We start from the raw sequence: 17,536 nt of genomic DNA on the forward strand, positions 1-17,536 counted from the left end.
TTTTTAAATCGTTCCAGAGATTAACCATAAACCGCCAATTTCCGATATACATTCAAAAAAAGAACATCATTCTAAAAGTGGCACTATCCTTGCCAATTAGTGGATAATAAGAATATCGAAATGGCATTTCGCAAATGGCTTTCGATAGAAAACCCGTAGCCACCGGAACCTGACTATCCGCTTTTCAACATGTCGTCAATGTCGACGACTTTTATGCCAACAACCTTTAGGGAGAGAAAGAATGACAAAAACTAAACTCGTGCTTGTAAGTCTGATGGTAGCAGCGACCATGCTGGTTTCAGCCACTGTCTCGGTGGCTGCACCGATCGTGATCAAATTTTCCCACGTCGTTGCCGAAAACACCCCCAAAGGCCAGATGGCCAACAAGTTCAGAGATCTGATTGCCGAACGTCTGGACGGTAAAGTGGTCGTGGAGGTATTCCCCAATTCACAGCTATTCGGTGACAACAAGGTGCTCGAGGCAATGCTGCTCGGCGATGTTCAGCTCGCAGCACCCTCCGTGTCAAAATTTGAAAAATACACCGATTCCCTGCAGATCTTCGATCTGCCGTTTCTATTCAAGGACATGGCTGCCGTGGAGAAATTCCAACAGGGCCCGGTCGGCCAGAAAATGCTGATGTCGATGAAGAAAAAGGGGCTGATCGGTCTCGGTTACCTGCATAACGGCATGAAGCAGCTTTCCGCCAGCGATCCACTGCGGGTACCGGCTGACGCCGCCGGCAAAAAATTCCGCATCATGACCTCCGACGTCCTTGCCGCCCAGTTCGAAGCGGTTGACGCCCTTCCGCTTAAGAAGCCGTTCTCCGAGGTCTTCACCCTGCTACAGACTAGGGCGATCGACGGTCAAGAGAACACTTGGTCAAACATCTACTCGAAGAAATTCTTCGAGGTGCAGCCCTACATCACCGAATCGAACCACGGCGTGCTCGACTATTTGGTTATCACTTCTACTGAATTCTGGATGGACCTACCAGATGACATTCGCACCGAGGTCAAGAAGGCCCTCGATGAAGCGATCGCCTTCGGCAACCAGATTTCCGAGAAGAAGGCTATCGAAGACCGCCAGAAGATAATCGACTCCGGTCGCTCCGAAATCATTGAACTGGCCGATGCACAGCGCCAGCAGTGGGTCGACGCCATGAAACCGGTCTGGAAGAAGTTCGAAGACAAAATCGGTAAGGAATACATCGACGCAGCGGTTGCGTCTAACTAGTACCCAAGATGCGGGCCCTGGCAACGGGGCCCGTAACTTTGTCCAGATATTTGTTCTTACGAGGTTTCTATGATTTACCGGACGATTAATTGGATTGAGGAGACGATCATCTGTCTCCTTCTAGCTTCCATGACTCTGCTGGTCTTCGTCGAAGTGGTGATGCGCTTCGGCTTTAACGCAGGCGTTATGTGGGCCCAGGAAGCCACATTGCATCTTTCGGCCTGGATGGTTCTGTTTGGCGCCTCCTACGGAATCAAGGTCGGCTCCCACATCGGCGTAGATGCCCTCGTGAAAACCATGCCCTCGATGACTCGTCGGATCATCAGCGGACTGGCAGTTGCGGCCTGCCTTTTTTATTGCGGTTTGTTCACCAAAGGGTCATGGGTCTATCTGGCGAAAATGTACAAAATCGGGATTGAGCTCGACGACATGCCGATTCCGAAATGGATTGCCCACAGTATCCTGCTGATCGGAATACTTCTAATTGCCATCCGCCTGTTGGCGCTGCTTTGGGCCATCATCACCGGCAAAGCCGAAGGTTTCTCCATGACCGACGAAGCCAAGGAAAGTATGCACTTGGCCGAAGAAGCCAAAGCCGCAGCCGCGAAAGAAGGAGATTCGGCATGACCACCGCTGCACTGTTTATCATTCTACTTTTGTGTCTGCTGACAGGCATGCCGATTGCCTTCGCCCTCGGCCTATCGAGTATCACCACGATTCTGCTTTTTTCTAACGACTCGCTAGCATCGATCGCCCTGAAACTGTTTGAGGCCGAGTCAGAACACTACACCCTTCTGGCGATACCGTTCTTTATCCTCTCATCGACTTTCCTGTCGACCGGGGGAGTTGCGTCTCGAATTATCAATTTCGCCGTTGACTGCGTCGGCTGGATCCGCGGCGGGCTGGCAATGGCCTCGGTCCTCGCCTGCATGATCTTCGCCGCCGTCTCCGGCTCGTCACCGGCCACCGTAGCCGCTATCGGCTCGATCGTCATCGCCGGGATGGTACAGGCGGGTTACCCGAAACAGATGGCTGCCGGGGTAATCACCAACGCCGGCACGCTCGGCATCCTGATTCCGCCGTCAATCGTCATGCTGGTTTACGCCGCCGCTACCGAAGAGTCTGCTGCGCGCCTGTTCATGGCCGGCTTCCTGCCCGGCATCATGATGGGCACCATGCTGATGATCGTCATCTATATCGTCGCCCGTTACAAAAAACTACCCGCACAACCCTGGGTTGGCTTCGGCAACCTGCTGAAATCGAGTTTCGACGCCATCTGGGGACTGATGCTAATCTTCATTGTGCTCGGCTCGATCTACGGCGGTATCTGCAGCCCGACCGAAGCGGCGGCCATCTCGGCAGTCTACGCCTTTTTCATCGCCATCTTCGTCTATCGCGACATGGGCCCGCTAAAAGGCCAGAAATGGCGTAACAAGGGGGACGGCATTCCAACCGTTATCGTCCGCAACCTGTTGCTGACGATTAAAGCTCTCCCCTTAGCCGTAACCCACAAAGACACGCGCAAGGTGCTACTGGACGCCTCCAAGGTCTCCATCATGCTACTGTTCATAATCGGCAACGCTATGTTGTTCGCCCATGTGCTGACCACCGAGCGAATTCCGCATCATATCGCCGAGATGATTGTCGGCTGGGGCCTGCCGGCCTGGGGCTTCCTGATCGTGGTAAATATTTTGCTGCTGATCGCCGGCAATTTCATGGAGCCGTCAGCGATCCTGCTAATCATGGCGCCGATCTTGTTCCCGATTGCCGTCCAGCTTGGCATCGATCCGATCCACCTCGGCGTCATCATGGTTGTCAACATGGAGATCGGCATGATAACACCACCTGTTGGCCTCAACCTTTTCGTTACTTCTGGGATCACCGGTGAAAGCATCACCTGGGTATTGCGCGCAGCACTGCCTTGGTTGCTGATCCTGCTGGTATTCCTGGCGTTAATTACCTACATTCCGCAAATCTCGCTCTGGCTGCCAGAATATATTGATCACCTGAAGGGGTTTTAGTCTAGAGCGCAAGTATGGGGGAGGCATTTCTTTCCCCCATTCACCTCCTGGTAATTTACGCTTTGCGTCAATAGAAAATTGATACGTTAAGGGAGATCGATCATGCTGCCTATTTACAAAAAAATTCTGGTGACAACGGACTTGAGCCCGAATGCAGAACACGCATTTAAACATGCCATCACCATTGCCAAGCAACACAACTCAGAAATTTATCTGTTGAGCGTTATCCCGGAAGTGGATACCAGTTTCCGCAGTTATGTCACTGCCGTGATGGGAACCGGGCAACTGGAAAAACTGGAGCGGGAACATGAAGTTGCTGCCCGTGAAGAGATAAAACAGGAAATAGATCACTTTGCCAAAGAAGAATTGGCGGACCAACCGGAGTTGCTCAAGCAGTTCGCCGGAAGTATCGTCATCCACGGTCACCCCGTTGCCGGAATCCTGCAAACCGCAGATAAACTAGACGCGGATCTAATCATTATGGGAACTCATGGCAAAGGGGATCTGCAATATGCCTTTTTAGGCAGCGTCACGGAAAAGGTTCTGCGCAAATCGAAACGACCGGTACTCGCCATTCCCCTCCCTCACTAAGGCAAAAAACGGGACGTCGCGCGACGTCCCGTTTTTTTATCTACCTACCCTTTTACCTGATCCCCCTAGCAGCGGCATTCCCCCACTAGGGTGATCGGCGCTTCCAGATAGCTCTTCAGCGTATCGAGAAACTCCGCCGCATCGGCACCGTCGAGAACCCGATGATCGGCGGATAGAGTCACTCTCATAACCGGCGCCACTGCCGGTTCACCTTGATCGTCAACGATCACCTCCCCTTTGACCGTCCCGACCGCCAATACCGCAACCTGCGGCGGGGTGACCAGCGAAGTAAACGCTTCTACACCAAGCATCCCCATGTTGGTGATCGTGAAAGTGCCACCCTCCATCTCATCTTTCTGCAATTGGCCGGAACTTGCCTTATCTGCCATGATCCCCGCTTCTTCGCTAATCTGCTTAAGGTTGAGAACCTCGCAATTGCGAATAACCGGGTAGTAAAGCCCGTGCTCGGTCGCCACCGCCATCTGCAGGTTGATCTCCTCCTGTTCAACGCCCTGCTCACCATTCCAGAGACTGTTCACCCAGGGGTGTTCCTGCAAAGCATGGGTGGTTGCGGAAAGAATGAAGTCATTGATCGACACGCCCAGATCCTTGCGGAAACGAATCACATCGGTCATATCGATGCTCATGGTAACGTAGAAGTGGGGAATGGTTGTCCAGGCTTGCTCCGCCATACGAGCAATCAAGCGCCGGACCCGCACCGATTTCTCGCTCCCGGCCGCTGCCGCCTTGCTGGTTAGATCGCGGGAAACCGCCACCGCCGGCGGGGTCCGGTCGGCATAAGCACGCTCTACATCGGACAGCAGCACCCGGCCACCAGGGCCACTGCCATAGATCGATTCCAGAGAGATACGTAATTCTTTGGCCAGTTTGCGGGCTGCCGGGGATGCGGAAACCCGGGGCGGAACCGCACTGATCGCTTCTTCCTGATCGGGAATAAAGTAGGCGACCAGGTCCCCCATCGCCACACTCTCTCCTTCGGCAGCAAGCTGACGGCTCAAAACGCCGGCGACCGTCGCTTCAAGCTCGATAACCACACTTCCCTCTTCTATTTCAGCCAGCACCGTCCCCCGTGCAACCTGCTCCCCCTCGGCCACACGCCACTTCAGCAGACGAGCTTCCTCAACTTGAAAATTGATTTGCGGAACTCTGATTTCAATGGCCATTTCGACTCCCCGTTTCAATAGCATCAATAAGCGGACTGTAACATATTCATCCTGTTACCGGTGATCAATTCTCTCGAATCACGCCAGACCGACTATCGAACCATCGTCACACAGCTGCCACTGCTCTGCCGCCGGGTGCTCCGGCAATCCCGGCATGCGCAGGATATCTCCTGTCAGCACAACCAGAAAACCTGCACCGGAATTGATCTGTATCTCCCGCACGGTGACATCGAAATCACGTGGCCGGCCGATCAGCTTCGGGTCATCGGAGAGGGACCCCTGAGCCTTGGCAATACAGACCGGCAACTGCTCGAAACCGAGCCGCCGTACGGAGTCAAGGTCGCGGGCCGCCTGTTTGGTGAAAGCGACATCGTGCGCACCGTAAATCTCCCGACAGATAATCCGTACCTTCTCCTCAACCGGCAGGTCAAGGGAGTACAGCGGTTGATAAGGCTGATTGTTTTCGGCCATCGCCATGACCTGCTCGGCCAATTCCACGGCCCCCTCTCCTCCGCGGGTAAAATGATCGCAAAGCGCAAAAGAAACGTTCAGTTCCTGGCAACGTGCTTTGATCAATTCAATTTCAGCGGCAGCATCACCGTCGAACCTGTTGAGCGCGATAATCGGCTGTTTGTTGAACTTGCGCACATTCTCAATATGTTTGTCGAGGTTCGCCATCCCATTGCGTAGAGCCGGCAGATCTTTTTCTCCCAGCTGCTGCTTGCTCTGCCCACCATGTAGTTTGAGCGCGCGGCAGGTGGTGACCAAGACTACCGCCACCGGGTCGATCCCCCCGAGACGGCATTTGATGTCGAAAAACTTCTCCGCCCCCAGATCGAAACCGAAACCGGCCTCGGTGATCGCCCAATCAGCACAGTGCATCGCCAACCGTGTAGCCAGCAAGCTGTTGCAACCGTGGGCGATATTGGCGAACGGTCCGCCATGCACCAGTGCGGGAACTCCCTCCAGGCTCTGCACCAGGTTGGGGTGCAGGGCATCGTGCAGCAGCGCCAGCATGGCACCGGTTACCTGTAGTTGTCCGGCGAATATCGGTTCCCCCGAATAGGTAAAGGCGACCAATGTGTTCTCAAGGCGCTGGCGCAAATCATCCAGATTTTCGGCCAGACACAACATCGCCATCACCTCGGACGCCGCGGTAATATCAAAGCCCCCCTCTCGCGGCACCCCCTGCGCCTTCCCTCCCAAGCCGAGGACGATATGCCGCAGGCTGCGATCATTCATATCGATCACCCGCCGCCAAAGCACCCGGCGCGGATCGATGTTCAGCCGATTGCCCTGGTAGATATGATTATCGATCACAGCCGCCAACAGGTTATTCGCGCTGGTCACGGCATGAAAATCGCCGGTAAAATGCAGGTTGATCCGTTCTGCCGGCAACAGCTGACTGTAGCCTCCCCCGGTCGCTCCCCCCTTCATGCCCAGACAGGGTCCGAGCGATGGTTCACGCAACGCCAGACAAGCAGATTCACCCAGCTTGGCGAAGGCCTGTCCGAGACCGATCGAGGTGGTGGTTTTTCCTTCACCGGCGGCGGTCGGTGTGGTCGCGGAAACCAGCACCAGCCGCTTCCGCGTTGACGAAGGTCGCTGCAGAGCCGAGATATCAATCTTACCCATCTCCCTTCCGTGAGGATGCAGCAGAGCCTTGTCGATCCCGAGTCGATCGGCGATTTTCCCGATCGGTTGTGGCTGCACTTGTTGCCGAATTTCCAGATCGCTCAGCATCAATCTCACCCCTTAATAAAAAGCTTTTCGCTACTGATCAAGTATAGCGGGAAAAATATTCACCCTGATGGTAAAAAAAACTGGCTGAGTCAAAACAGATCCATTATATTACGCCATCCTTAAATCCCCTCTGCCGGCTTTTGCCGACCAGAGGGGATTGTTTGTCGTGGAGGTGCGTCTGATGGCGTTGTCGATGAAGCGGCGATCGCAGCAAATTGCGGCGAATCAGCTCGAATACCAAGAGCGTTATCAGACGCTCACTTTTCCTTTGCAACCAGAACTGGAAGCGGCCACCCAGAAACGCACCACCTTGCTTGCCTCGCTGGAGGACAAGGTCAAAATCGGCTGTCACGGCAGCAAGCTCGACATGGAGCAGCTCTCCCCCGGCTGTAAAATTTGCGTTGAAGGGCGCTGGTCATGCCTGTTCATCAACGGGCTTTGCAACTGCAGCTGCTTTTACTGCCCGACCTCTCAAGACGAAATCGACCTGCCGATGACCAACAGCGTAAGCTTTCGCCATCCGGCCGATTATGTCGACTACCTCGAAAGGTTCGGCTTTACCGGAGCCAGCATCAGTGGCGGAGAACCACTACTGACGCCAAAGCGCAGCCTCGGGTTTCTCTACGCAATCAAGCGCCATTTCGGCCACAAGATGCATACCTGGCTGTACACCAACGGCACCCTGCTCACTGAGGAGTTGGTGCAGCAGCTGCACGACTGCGGCTTGGACGAAATCCGCTTCGATATCGGTGCGACCGACTACAATCTGCAACCGTTACGCAAAGCGATCGGCAACATCGAAACCGTCACCGTCGAGATTCCTGCGATCCCCGAAGAGCTCCCCCGGCTCAAAAGGTTGCTGCCGGAGCTGCGCGATAGAGGCGTCAAGCATCTCAACCTGCATCAACTCCGTCTTACCCCCCACAACTATCGCCACCTCGTCAAGCGCGGTTACCGCTTTCTGCACGGCGAAAAAATCACCGTTCTCGATTCCGAACTGGCGGCTCTGGAGTTGCTGCTAGAGACCATCGAAAACGGCACCGACCTGCCGGTCAACTACTGCTCGTTCGTTTATAAAAACCGCTTTCAGGCCTTGGCCGCCCGGCAGCGCAACGGGCTTTATCAACGCAAAAGCTATGAAGAGCTGACTGAAAATGGCTACCTGCGTACCCTGACGCTGCATGGCAGCAAACCGCAACTTGCCACGCTACAACAACATTTCACCGACAGATGGCAAAACAGCTCGCTCTGGGCTGTCAGCCGGTCCGGTGAGCAATTAACGATCCACCCAAAACTGTGGCCCCTGATCGATTTTTCCGGGCTGAAACTGACGCTCAGCTACGCCGTCGCCCGTCAGCTTCCGTCCGTCACCTACCGCAACCCGTTCATCAAGGTCGCATTGAGCCCGCGGCAAGAACTTATTATCGAACGGGGCAAAGCTTGTAATGATCTTGAGCTGGACACCGAACAGACGGAGCTGTTCGGAAAAAAATTCTTGTTTTCCCAAAGGAATCTACCGGTTCCGGACGAAGATTTATGGGATGAAATCCATTCCCGTGAATGGCCCATCGAGGGGTTGCAGGACTATTACTGAAGCAACTGCCTGACATCGATAAGTAGCTGCCCCTTGCAGAGCGCGGTATGATATCGGTACACTGCCGCGACAGAACAAAAGTAAATACTTTCGACAAGGAGCTCCAGATGCTGATCATCGGTGTGGATACCGGCGGCACTTTTACCGATTTCATCTGGCAGGACGGCGCTGACAGCGGCGAATACAAGCGTCTTTCTACACCCCACAATCCGGCTGAGGCGGTGTTGGCCGGCCTCAAGCATCTAGCCGGAGAAAAAACTTTTCAGCTGGTGCACGGATCAACCGTCGCCACCAACGCGCTGCTGGAAAAAAAGGGCGCTCGCACCGCGTTGATCACCAATCGCGGTTTTGAGGATATCATCGAAATTGCCCGCCAGAACCGTCCCAATTTGTATGACCTGCAGGTCAGTAAGAACCCGCCGCTGGTCCCAAAAATGCTGCGTTTTGGAGTTCCCGGCCGGATCGGTCCGCAGGGAGAAGTCATCGAAAAGCTGAGCGAGGCGGACCTGCAAGCGCTGCTGAAACAGCTCGAACAAGCGCAGGTTGAATCGTTGGCTGTTTCGCTGCTGTTCTCCTTCAACAATCCAAAGCATGAATTGTTGCTCGGCGAGCAACTGCAAAAATTTCAGCTGCCGATTTCCCTATCTCACCAGATTCTTGCCGAGTTTCGCGAGTACGAACGGACCAGCACGACCTTGATCAACGCCTACGTCTCGCCGAAGATGGACCGTTACCTGGCACAGATCGCCGCAGAGTCGAACGCCAAGGTGTTCCGGATCATGCAGTCGAACGGCGGCTCCATCTCGGCAGAGACTGCTCGCCGTGAATCGGTGCGCACCATCCTTTCCGGTCCAGCCGGTGGCGCTGTCGGTGCCGCTGAGATCGGCCGGCAGAGCGGCCAGCACAAGTTGATTTCCTTCGATATGGGCGGCACCAGCACCGACGTGGCGCTGATTGACGAGAAGCTGCCATTGACCACCGAATCAACCATCGCCAGCTACCCAATTAAAGTACCGATGATCAATATCCACACCGTCGGTGCTGGTGGCGGTTCGATAGCTCGTCTCGATCGCGGCGGCTCACTACAGGTCGGCCCAGAGAGCGCCGGCGCAGATCCGGGGCCGATCTGTTACGGCAAGGGGCAGGAGTTGACCGTCACCGACGCCAACCTTTACCTCGGCCGCTTGATTCCCGACCACTTTCTCGGCGGCGGCATGCAGCTGCAGACCGAGAAAGTTACACAGAAAATGGAAGACTTTGCTGAACGGCTCGGACTCGAACCGGTTGATTTGGCAGAAGGGATTCTGTCGGTCGCCAACAGCGCGATGGAGGGAGCGATCAAGAAGATCTCTGTGGAACGCGGCTTCGATCCGCGTGAATTCACCCTATTCTCTTTCGGGGGTGCAGGCGGCATGCATGCGGTCGACCTTGCCGAACTGCTGCAGATGCCGCAGGTGATGGTGCCGACCTCACCCGGTATCCTGTCGGCCTGCGGCATGCTGATGGCTGACGTGATCAAGGACTACTCGCAGACGGTCATGTTGAACGAGCAGCAGGCGGATCATACGCTGCTCGACAAACTATTCACACCGCTGATGAAGCAGGCGACATCCGATCTGCAGGCTGAAGGGGTGGCAAGCGACCGTGTCGAGCTGCAACCGCTGCTCGACATGCGCTACCAGGGGCAGTCGTTCGAATTGCTGGTCGATTACGCAAAGGATTTCATTGCCGCGTTTCATCAGGAACACCAGCGTGCCTACGGCTACTGCAACCAAGAAAAAGCAGTCGAAATCGTCAACCTACGCCTGCGGGCTTTCGGTCGCCCCGACCATCCGTTGCCACAGGCGCGGCCTGAGGCTGGGGACAAACTGTCGGCAGCCGCAACACTTGGCCGAACCCGTACGGTTTTTACCGGGAAGTGGCATGACACAGCGATCATCGACCGAAATAAACTTGGCTACGGCAACCGTTTTGAAGGGCCAGCGGTCATCACCGAGTATTCATCGACTATCGTCCTGCCCCCCAACTGGGAATGCGATGTCGACCGCTACGGCCACCTGATCCTGAGCAGGAAAGGAGCCAACCAATGATTGTCAATCCGATCCTGCTGCAGGTTTTCCGCAACCGTTTCATCGCCATCGCCGAGGAGATGGGGGTCACCCTGGGGCGGACCGCCTTCTCCCCCAACATCAAAGAACGACGCGATTATTCCTGCGCTCTATTCGACACCGATGGCGACATGATCGCCCAGGCGGCTCACATCCCGGTCCATCTCGGTTCGATGCCGCTGTCGGTCAAGGCAGCGATCGAAGCGATCGAGATGCTGGACGGCGACATGGTGATGCTCAACGACCCATTTGCCGGCGGCACCCATCTGCCCGACATCACCTTGGTCGCGCCGATCTATGTTGATGGCTCCCCAAAGCCAGCCTTTTTCGTGGCCAACCGTGCCCACCATTCAGATGTCGGCGGCATGACCGCCGGTTCGATGCCGGTTTCAACCAGCATCTTCCAAGAGGGGATTATCATCCCGCCAACCAAAATCGTCAGTGCCGGAGAAATCGACCGCAACCTGTTCCGCCTGCTGCTGCGCAATGTGCGCACTCCGCAGGAGCGGGAAGGCGATTTTGCCGCCCAGGTAATGGCCAACCTCACCGGGGTGCAGCGCAGCAAACAACTTGTTGAAAAATACGGCCTCCAGCAAACCTGTGACTACGCCAGGTACTTCAACGACTACGCAGAGAAAATGCTACGGCAAACGATTGCTGGAATTCCGGATGGCAATTATCAGTTCGAAGATTGTCTCGATTCGGACGGGTTCAGTGCGCAACCGGTGGTTTTGAAATTGCAACTGGAGATCAAAGGCGATTCAGCTGTACTCGATTTTCGTGGCTGCGCCCCGCAGGTCAAAGGAAGCGTCAACGCCGTTTATGCCATCACCCTGTCGGCGGTTCTTTACTGTTTCCGCTGTCTGGTCAAAGAGGACGTGCCGACCAACGCCGGAATTGCCCGACCACTGACGATTCTCACCAAACCAGCTACGGTGGTCGACGCCCGCTTCCCAGCGTCGGTAGCCGGGGGGAACGTGGAGACCAGCCAGCGGATCGTTGATCTGGTGCTCGGCGCACTGGCGCAGGCGATTCCGGAACAGATCCCTGCGGCCAGCCAGGGAACGATGAACAATACCACCATCGGCGGCATCGACCCACGTACCGGACAACCATTCAGTTATTACGAGACCCTCGCCGGCGGTTGCGGGGCAACCAGTAGTCAGGACGGCGCCAGCGCCGTCCACTCGCACATGACCAACACCCTCAACACACCGGTTGAGGCGCTAGAATACGCCTACCCTTTTCGGGTGACGCAATACAGTTTGCGGGAGGGATCCGGCGGCCATGGACAAATGAAGGGAGGAGACGGGCTGGTGCGGGAGATTGAAATGCTTGCAGAAACGGAAGTCACAGTCTTAAGCGAGAGACGCCGGAACCAACCATTTGGACTTGCTGGCGGAGCAGCGGGTCAATCGGGATGCAATCTTAAAATAATCGGAGAGCACCGCGAAAAATTGCCAGAGAAGGCGACCGGCTACTTTAAAACGGGGGAACGGCTGCGCATTGAAACCCCCGGAGGCGGCGGTTGGGGGAAAACTGAGAACTAATGTCTGTTCCTAGTGTCTTTCAAAACCGTTCACAAACCTTTGAAACAGAAACTGAACCAGAAATAAAGCCGCACCAATGGCCGGAGCAAACATATAAGCAAGTCGAATTTTTGCAGTTTTTATCGCTTCAACAACAATAGAATTACGCCGATCAGCTTCCCGCCTTTCTTGGTTCATCAGGAGGGTTACGATCTCTTGAAAGCTTGTCTCTATTTCTTCGAATTCGCGTTTCCACTGCAATGATAACGATAACGAGTCGACCGCCTCAACCGACTTAGCTCCCGAGACATGGCTCATTTGAACCATCTGCCCGATCTCTGTTTCAAGTAGTTTAAGTAAAGAATTTTCCGTAACCGAAGGGTCCTTTGCCAAATTTTGATATTCCTCAAGATAGGCTAAAAGCTGCTGCCGAGTGTGATTGATTTCAGCATCATCGGCAGCTATCCATTTTCGCCTCTCAGCTGTCTTCCGAATGGAGTAAAGAGAATATATTTCCAGAATTTCGGTAAACAGCGTCGATCCCTGAATATGAATATTCTGGAGCAAGCCAACGGCTCGAACACTTTCCTCTGAAAAACTGTGATAATTACGTTCAATTATGCCAAACTGCCACAGGCTGACGACCCCACCGGTCAAAATCACCAAAACCGCTAACAGATAGAGAATAAACAACCTGTTGCGAATAGTCATAGGATGCCTTCCTGAGCTGTTTTTACCGACCTTGGATGCAATCCACAACGACCAAAACCCTGCCCATGATAAAACGATTGCCAGCCGTCACCCGATATATGACTATAATACTCGCACTTCGATGCGTTTGCTACGATCAACTGCTATAAATAGGTGTCGTTGACAGATCTTGAGGCATGAATTACCTATAGGCCGCTATTCTCAGGGCGGGGTGAAAGTCCCCACCGGCAGTATTCTGGATAACTCCGGGAAGTCCGCTAGTGCAACGGCACTGTCTGTCACTGCCTGAGCGAAGAGCGGGTGCAACGACTGTAGCTGCCGATGATGACGATTGAAGATCTGATCAGCTATCACATTACACTTCAGGAAATAGCCAGTTAGTCATCCAGTTTGCTCTTTCCGGCGAACAGATACCAACCGGCGGCCAGCAACTGGCAACCGATCAAAAGCAGAAATGCCGCACGATAACCTGCCGGTTGATATCCGCCATCCATATCGGTCGGCCACAGGCCGATAACCGCACCAATCAGCCACTGTCCAGCAAATGCGCCGACAAAGACAAGCAAATTGAGGCAGGTGTTGCAGCGTCCGGTCAAGTTTTTCGGGAAGCTTTGCGCCAGTACGGCATACGGCAGAATACAGGAGGTTCCGAAGAACCCGAAGCAAGGCCACAGCACTGTGGCATACTCCGGCACTCCAACCAGAAACCCCTGAATCAAAATGAAACAACTCATGCCACTTGCCGCAACCACCACCGGTGAAATCCCAACTTTGGACAGGCGTCCCGTCAGACTGCCGAAGGTAAAATAGCCGACAATCATCGCCAACGCGATCACAAACAACATCTCGGAAACCTGACCGCGACCATACCCTGCAACATCCCGCAACCAGGGGCCGGACCAGAGTCCCTGAATCGAGAGGTAAGCAGACTGCCCTGCAAATGCCCACGGTGCTATCCGCCAGAAAACTTTGCTTTTCAGTACCGACCTGAGCCCCTGCAGCTGTTCGGCAAAGCTCTCCGGAAGCTGCTCTCGGGGCCGCTCCGGCACAACAAAAAAAACCGTCACTGCAGCAATCAATCCGAGTCCTGCCAGGGCCAGAAACACGCCACGCCAATCGGTAAACTGTAATGCGGCTTGCACCGGTGTCGTTGCCGTCAGTGCGCCCAGGCCGCCCGACACCATCTGCACACCGTTGGCGAAGGGTAATTTTTGGACCGGCAACCAGGTCGAAAATGATTTAAACGCAGCCATTAAGCAAGCGGAAACGCCAAGTCCGATCAATGCACGGCCGAGTAAGAGCCCGGCCATAGAATCGGCAACGGAAAACAGTAATGCTCCCGCCGCAGCAAATAGAAGCAGTAAACTTTCGACGCGCCGCGATCCGAAGCGATCAAGCAAAATCCCCAGCGGAGGCTGAAACGCGGCAAAGGACAGAAAGTAAGCGGAAGTCAATAAACCAAGATCAGCCGGGCTAAGAGCCAGGTCGGCGACCAGATCGGCGGCAATGACCGCATTGACGGTACGAAAAGCGTACGAGACAAAATAGCCGAGTCCAAAGGGCAGAAATAATCGAAGCAGAAGCAACGAGGACGGCGGAGCAGCCATCATCTACCACCACAGACACCACAACGGGTGCAGCCAGCACTGCAGGGAGGGGACAACTTACCCTGCAAACCTCGCTGGTACTCCCGCCAAAGATAGTCGCGGGAGAACCCCTGGTCGATCACCTCCCAGGGAAAAGACTCATCCTGCCCCCGTTCTCTAGTGACATAATCATCGAGGGCAATACCGGCCTTTTTGCACAACTGCTTCAGATTGCCCCCTTCAGCCAGATCAGGCAACAGCCTGCCGATCTGCCTGTCCCCACGCGATAAAAATGCCTGCAGGACCGAACAGCGGATCGATTCGCTAATCAGGTCGGTGTTCGGCATTCGAGCGATCGCAGCATGGAGGAAGCGTAGTTTCTTCTTCAAGCTTTTCTCTGGCTCCATACCACACCACTGCAGCGGGGTGAACGGTTTGGGAATAAAAGGGTTAACACTCAAGGTTACACTGCCCATCTGCCCGCGTGCGCGACCGGCTTCACGCCAGATAAGACGAATTTTTTCAGTCAAAGCGATCAGCTCGTCGAGATCTACCTGAGTTTCGTTCGGCAAGCCAATCAGAAAATAGAGCTTTAAATTACGGATGCCTCCATCCGCCAGTAGCTGCACGGCATGAAGGATCTGCTCTTCATCAAGATTTTTGTTGATAAGGTCACGCAGCCGCTGGCTACCCGCCTCAGGTGCAATGGCTGCGGTCCGCAAACCTGATGCGTGTAAGCTAGCAACTTCACTGGCCCTCAGGGCATCCAGGCGTAAGCTGGATACTGACACCTGCCCACCTCGATCAATAATTTCGCGCTGCAACGGATCGATCTGCGAATGATCAGCAACCGCCGCACCTACAAGACCGATTTTGTTTCGTTGACAAAGCCCTTCATCAACCTGGTTCAGCAAATTATCGAGGCTGCGCTCTCGGGGCGGCAGGTAGATGTAGCCAGCAGCGCAAAACCGACAACCGCGTGAACAACCGCGAGAAACTTCCGTTAAGGACATGTCTCCGAATTCAGTATCTTCAGCATGAATGAAGCTGCGACTGACAGAATAGTCCAGATCGGTTAAAAACTGACGGAGGGGAGTATGAGTTTGGGGGTGATGGGGCAGATAAATTCCAGGCAAGACTGCTAGCTGCCCCCATAGTGATTCATCGACTACTACAGCATGCAGAAGTATATCGAGTAATCCAGAGAGAATCGGTTCCGCCTCCCCCACCACGACAACATCAACGACATCAGCCAACGGTTCCGGATTGAGAAACGCACAGACACCGCCAAACACAACTAGTGGGTAATCTGCTGTTCTGTCATCAGCAAAGAAGGGAACACGCCCGAGTTCAAAAATGAGCGGCAAATTCAGATAATCGTTTTCAAAAGAAACTGAAAGGGCGATCAGATCGAAATCTGCTAATGGTTGTTGCGATTCATAGGAGACAAGCGGAAAACCGGTTTTGCGATGTTCCTTCAGCTCATCGTCATCAGGGAGAAAAAAGCGTTCACACAAACAATCTTCACGATTATTCAGCAGGTGATAAACACTTTGAAAGCCGAGGTTGCTCATCCCCTGGTGATAGAAATTTGGATAGATCAGGGCGATCCGGTAGCGATCAGTCCACGCATGACGGATGGTTCCTACTTCTTTCGCGAGGCGCTGCTGAATTATCTGTATGATCCGGTGTGACATGACTGTTATTTAACCACAGAGGCGTTGCTATGCGAACAAAGAAAAAGGGGCCGCATTTACGGCCCCTGGTGACGAGGGAGTCGTCAGGGAAATAATCACAATATACAGAACGCTGTACATCTGCCGGGCGGAGAACCGGCGCACATCACAGTTAAACTGCTCACAGTATTACCTCCAACGCCCTATAACCTAGGCGTGATTAAATTCGCAATCTGCTAACCGCAGATGCGAGAAAATCTGGGCAGTACAATCAGTTAACTAATCGACCCGACGACGCAGGAACGTCGGGATATCGAACTGTTCATCATCGACAAACAGATCACGATTGCGGCTAGGCGTCTCGCGCTGTTTCATGCCCATTGATCCGGTCTGTTGATTGCGTATATGAGTCGGGGTGTCGAAATCAACCTTTGCCGTCGATCGCATCATCGGTTCCGGTCTTGCGCTGAGGGTTTCCGTCACTCTCCGTTTATTCTCGAAGTTATCGCCGAAACCTGTCGCAATTGCAGTGATTTTAATTTTATCGCCCAAGCTTTCATCGATCACCAGACCAACAATGATGTTGGCGTCCTCATGAACCTTTTCATGGATAATGGTCGATGCTTCCTCGAACTCTTCCATGGTCATGCTGGAGGAACCAGAGATATTAACCAAAACGCCCATAGCGCCAGAGATGTCGACTTCCTCCAGCAGCGGACTGCTTATGGCGTTATGAGCGGCTTCTGCAGCACGGCGTTCGCCTTCAGCGACACCGATCCCCATCATAGCCATGCCACGGTTGCTCATGACGGTTCGAACATCGGCAAAGTCGACGTTGATCAAACCTTCGGTAGTAATCAGGTCGGAGATTCCCTGCACTGCCTGCCGCAGTACATCATCGGCCGGCTTAAAGGCATCTAGGATACTCATGTTCTTGCCGGCCAGGCCAAGCAGACGATCATTCGGCACGACAACCAGGGAGTCAACAACTTCCCGGAGTTCAGTGATGCCCTGCTCGGCACGCTGCATCCGCTGTTTTCCTTCACGGGTAAACGGCTTGGTCACCACACCGACAGTCAGCGCACCGGCTTCTTTCGCAGCCTTGGCGATAACTGGTGCAGCCCCGGTTCCAGTACCACCGCCCATACCGGCGGCAACAAAGATCATGTCGGAACCTTCAAACATTTCGACCAGGCGCTGATGATCTTCTTCGGCAGCCTGACGGCCTATTTCCGGATTGGCTCCAGCGCCCAACCCCTTGGTCAGATGGCCTCCGAGCTGTACCTTCATGGAAGCTGAACTGCGCCGTAATGCCTGGGCATCGGTGTTGGCTGTAATAAACTCAACACCATCGACATTGGAACTAATCATAGTGTTGACTGCATTACCGCCGCCACCACCAACACCCACCACGCGAATCTTCGCAACTTGATCCAAGGTATCTTCAAATTGAAACATGACTCCCTCATTCGTAGGCATTTTGCCCTCCCCTTTTTCAGTTGCGCTACAGGCTCTCCGCAGATCCTATAGCTAGTTAAATTTAATTTAGGCTAATTTAG

Annotated in this window: 13 protein-coding genes; 7 read left to right on the forward strand and 6 right to left on the reverse strand. The window is 54.1% G+C overall.

Translation table 11 applies throughout. The features are described from left to right. Positions 1 to 274: 274 nt before the first annotated feature. The 4 genes from Q7J88_RS10970 to Q7J88_RS10985 all read left to right on the forward strand — a co-directional run bounded on the left by Q7J88_RS10970 (position 275) and on the right by Q7J88_RS10985 (position 3,846). On the forward strand, positions 275 to 1,234 hold the full coding sequence (locus Q7J88_RS10970) for a TRAP transporter substrate-binding protein (protein WP_369682020.1): 960 nt from the start codon (positions 275 to 277) through the stop codon (positions 1,232 to 1,234). A gap of 69 nt (positions 1,235 to 1,303) precedes the next feature. After that, positions 1,304 to 1,861, forward strand: coding sequence for a TRAP transporter small permease (locus Q7J88_RS10975; RefSeq protein WP_303722251.1), 558 nt, complete (start codon positions 1,304 to 1,306; stop codon positions 1,859 to 1,861). Further along, the gene (locus tag Q7J88_RS10980; protein ID WP_303722252.1) at positions 1,858 to 3,255 is read left to right on the forward strand and encodes a TRAP transporter large permease; all 1,398 of its coding nucleotides are present in this window, start codon (positions 1,858 to 1,860) and stop codon (positions 3,253 to 3,255) included. The genes Q7J88_RS10975 and Q7J88_RS10980 overlap by 4 nt, the downstream gene beginning before the upstream one ends. A gap of 102 nt (positions 3,256 to 3,357) precedes the next feature. After that, positions 3,358 to 3,846 (forward strand): universal stress protein, encoded by a 489-nt coding sequence (locus Q7J88_RS10985; RefSeq protein ID WP_303722254.1) that lies wholly within the window; start codon positions 3,358 to 3,360, stop codon positions 3,844 to 3,846. Between the two features lie 65 nt (positions 3,847 to 3,911). On the opposite strand, the gene Q7J88_RS10990 is transcribed toward Q7J88_RS10985, so the two are convergent. Further along, positions 3,912 to 5,030: a dihydrolipoamide acetyltransferase family protein gene (locus tag Q7J88_RS10990; RefSeq protein WP_303722255.1), complete on the reverse strand. Its 1,119-nt coding sequence runs from the start codon at positions 5,028 to 5,030 to the stop codon at positions 3,912 to 3,914. A gap of 78 nt (positions 5,031 to 5,108) precedes the next feature. After that, a complete protein-coding gene (locus Q7J88_RS10995; RefSeq protein WP_303722257.1) occupies positions 5,109 to 6,773 on the reverse strand; it encodes a formate--tetrahydrofolate ligase in 1,665 nt (554 codons plus the stop codon). Between the two features lie 166 nt (positions 6,774 to 6,939). On the opposite strand from Q7J88_RS10995, the gene Q7J88_RS11000 reads away from it, so the two are divergent. The 3 genes from Q7J88_RS11000 (at position 6,940) to Q7J88_RS11010 (ending at position 12,025) form a co-directional block, all read left to right on the forward strand. Then, a complete protein-coding gene (locus Q7J88_RS11000) occupies positions 6,940 to 8,367 on the forward strand; it encodes a radical SAM protein (protein ID WP_303722259.1) in 1,428 nt (475 codons plus the stop codon). 107 nt (positions 8,368 to 8,474) lie between these two features. Beyond that, entirely contained in the window at positions 8,475 to 10,457 is a 1,983-nt protein-coding gene (locus tag Q7J88_RS11005; protein WP_303722260.1) for a hydantoinase/oxoprolinase family protein, read from the forward strand. Further along, entirely contained in the window at positions 10,454 to 12,025 is a 1,572-nt protein-coding gene (locus tag Q7J88_RS11010) for a hydantoinase B/oxoprolinase family protein (RefSeq protein WP_303722262.1), read from the forward strand. Before Q7J88_RS11005 ends, Q7J88_RS11010 begins: the two co-directional genes overlap by 4 nt. A 9-nt stretch (positions 12,026 to 12,034) precedes the next feature. Here Q7J88_RS11010 and Q7J88_RS11015 read toward each other — a convergent pair whose 3' ends face one another. The 4 genes from Q7J88_RS11015 to ftsZ form a co-directional block, all read right to left on the reverse strand. After that, on the reverse strand, positions 12,035 to 12,715 hold the full coding sequence (locus tag Q7J88_RS11015; protein WP_303722263.1) for a hypothetical protein: 681 nt from the start codon (positions 12,713 to 12,715) through the stop codon (positions 12,035 to 12,037). 377 nt (positions 12,716 to 13,092) lie between these two features. Next, complete coding sequence (locus Q7J88_RS11020; RefSeq protein WP_303722264.1) at positions 13,093 to 14,325, reverse strand: MFS transporter; 1,233 nt, start codon at positions 14,323 to 14,325, stop codon at positions 13,093 to 13,095. Beyond that, entirely contained in the window at positions 14,322 to 15,998 is a 1,677-nt protein-coding gene (locus tag Q7J88_RS11025) for a radical SAM protein (RefSeq protein ID WP_303722266.1), read from the reverse strand. Before Q7J88_RS11025 ends, Q7J88_RS11020 begins: the two co-directional genes overlap by 4 nt. Before the next feature lie 258 nt (positions 15,999 to 16,256). Beyond that, entirely contained in the window at positions 16,257 to 17,435 is a 1,179-nt protein-coding gene (gene ftsZ / locus Q7J88_RS11030) for a cell division protein FtsZ (protein ID WP_369682021.1), read from the reverse strand. Positions 17,436 to 17,536: the final 101 nt, after the last annotated feature.

Source organism: Malonomonas rubra, from assembly GCF_003247215.1.
Classification (GTDB): domain Bacteria; phylum Desulfobacterota; class Desulfuromonadia; order Desulfuromonadales; family Geopsychrobacteraceae; genus Malonomonas; species Malonomonas rubra_A.

What these genes read in the sequence shown, in the direction of transcription:
- Q7J88_RS10970 (WP_369682020.1), top strand. Translation starts at nt 275, where the DNA reads ATGGTAGCAGCGACCATGCTGGTTTCAGCCACTGTCTCGGTGGCTGCA.
- Q7J88_RS10975 (WP_303722251.1), top strand. Translation starts at nt 1,304, where the DNA reads ATGATTTACCGGACGATTAATTGGATTGAGGAGACGATCATCTGTCTC.
- Q7J88_RS10980 (WP_303722252.1), top strand. Translation starts at nt 1,858, where the DNA reads ATGACCACCGCTGCACTGTTTATCATTCTACTTTTGTGTCTGCTGACA.
- Q7J88_RS10985 (WP_303722254.1), top strand. Translation starts at nt 3,358, where the DNA reads ATGCTGCCTATTTACAAAAAAATTCTGGTGACAACGGACTTGAGCCCG.
- Q7J88_RS10990 (WP_303722255.1), bottom strand. Translation starts at nt 5,030, where the DNA reads ATGGCCATTGAAATCAGAGTTCCGCAAATCAATTTTCAAGTTGAGGAA.
- Q7J88_RS10995 (WP_303722257.1), bottom strand. Translation starts at nt 6,773, where the DNA reads ATGCTGAGCGATCTGGAAATTCGGCAACAAGTGCAGCCACAACCGATC.
- Q7J88_RS11005 (WP_303722260.1), top strand. Translation starts at nt 8,475, where the DNA reads ATGCTGATCATCGGTGTGGATACCGGCGGCACTTTTACCGATTTCATC.
- Q7J88_RS11010 (WP_303722262.1), top strand. Translation starts at nt 10,454, where the DNA reads ATGATTGTCAATCCGATCCTGCTGCAGGTTTTCCGCAACCGTTTCATC.
- Q7J88_RS11015 (WP_303722263.1), bottom strand. Translation starts at nt 12,715, where the DNA reads ATGACTATTCGCAACAGGTTGTTTATTCTCTATCTGTTAGCGGTTTTG.
- Q7J88_RS11020 (WP_303722264.1), bottom strand. Translation starts at nt 14,325, where the DNA reads ATGATGGCTGCTCCGCCGTCCTCGTTGCTTCTGCTTCGATTATTTCTG.
- Q7J88_RS11025 (WP_303722266.1), bottom strand. Translation starts at nt 15,998, where the DNA reads ATGTCACACCGGATCATACAGATAATTCAGCAGCGCCTCGCGAAAGAA.
- ftsZ (WP_369682021.1), bottom strand. Translation starts at nt 17,435, where the DNA reads ATGTTTCAATTTGAAGATACCTTGGATCAAGTTGCGAAGATTCGCGTG.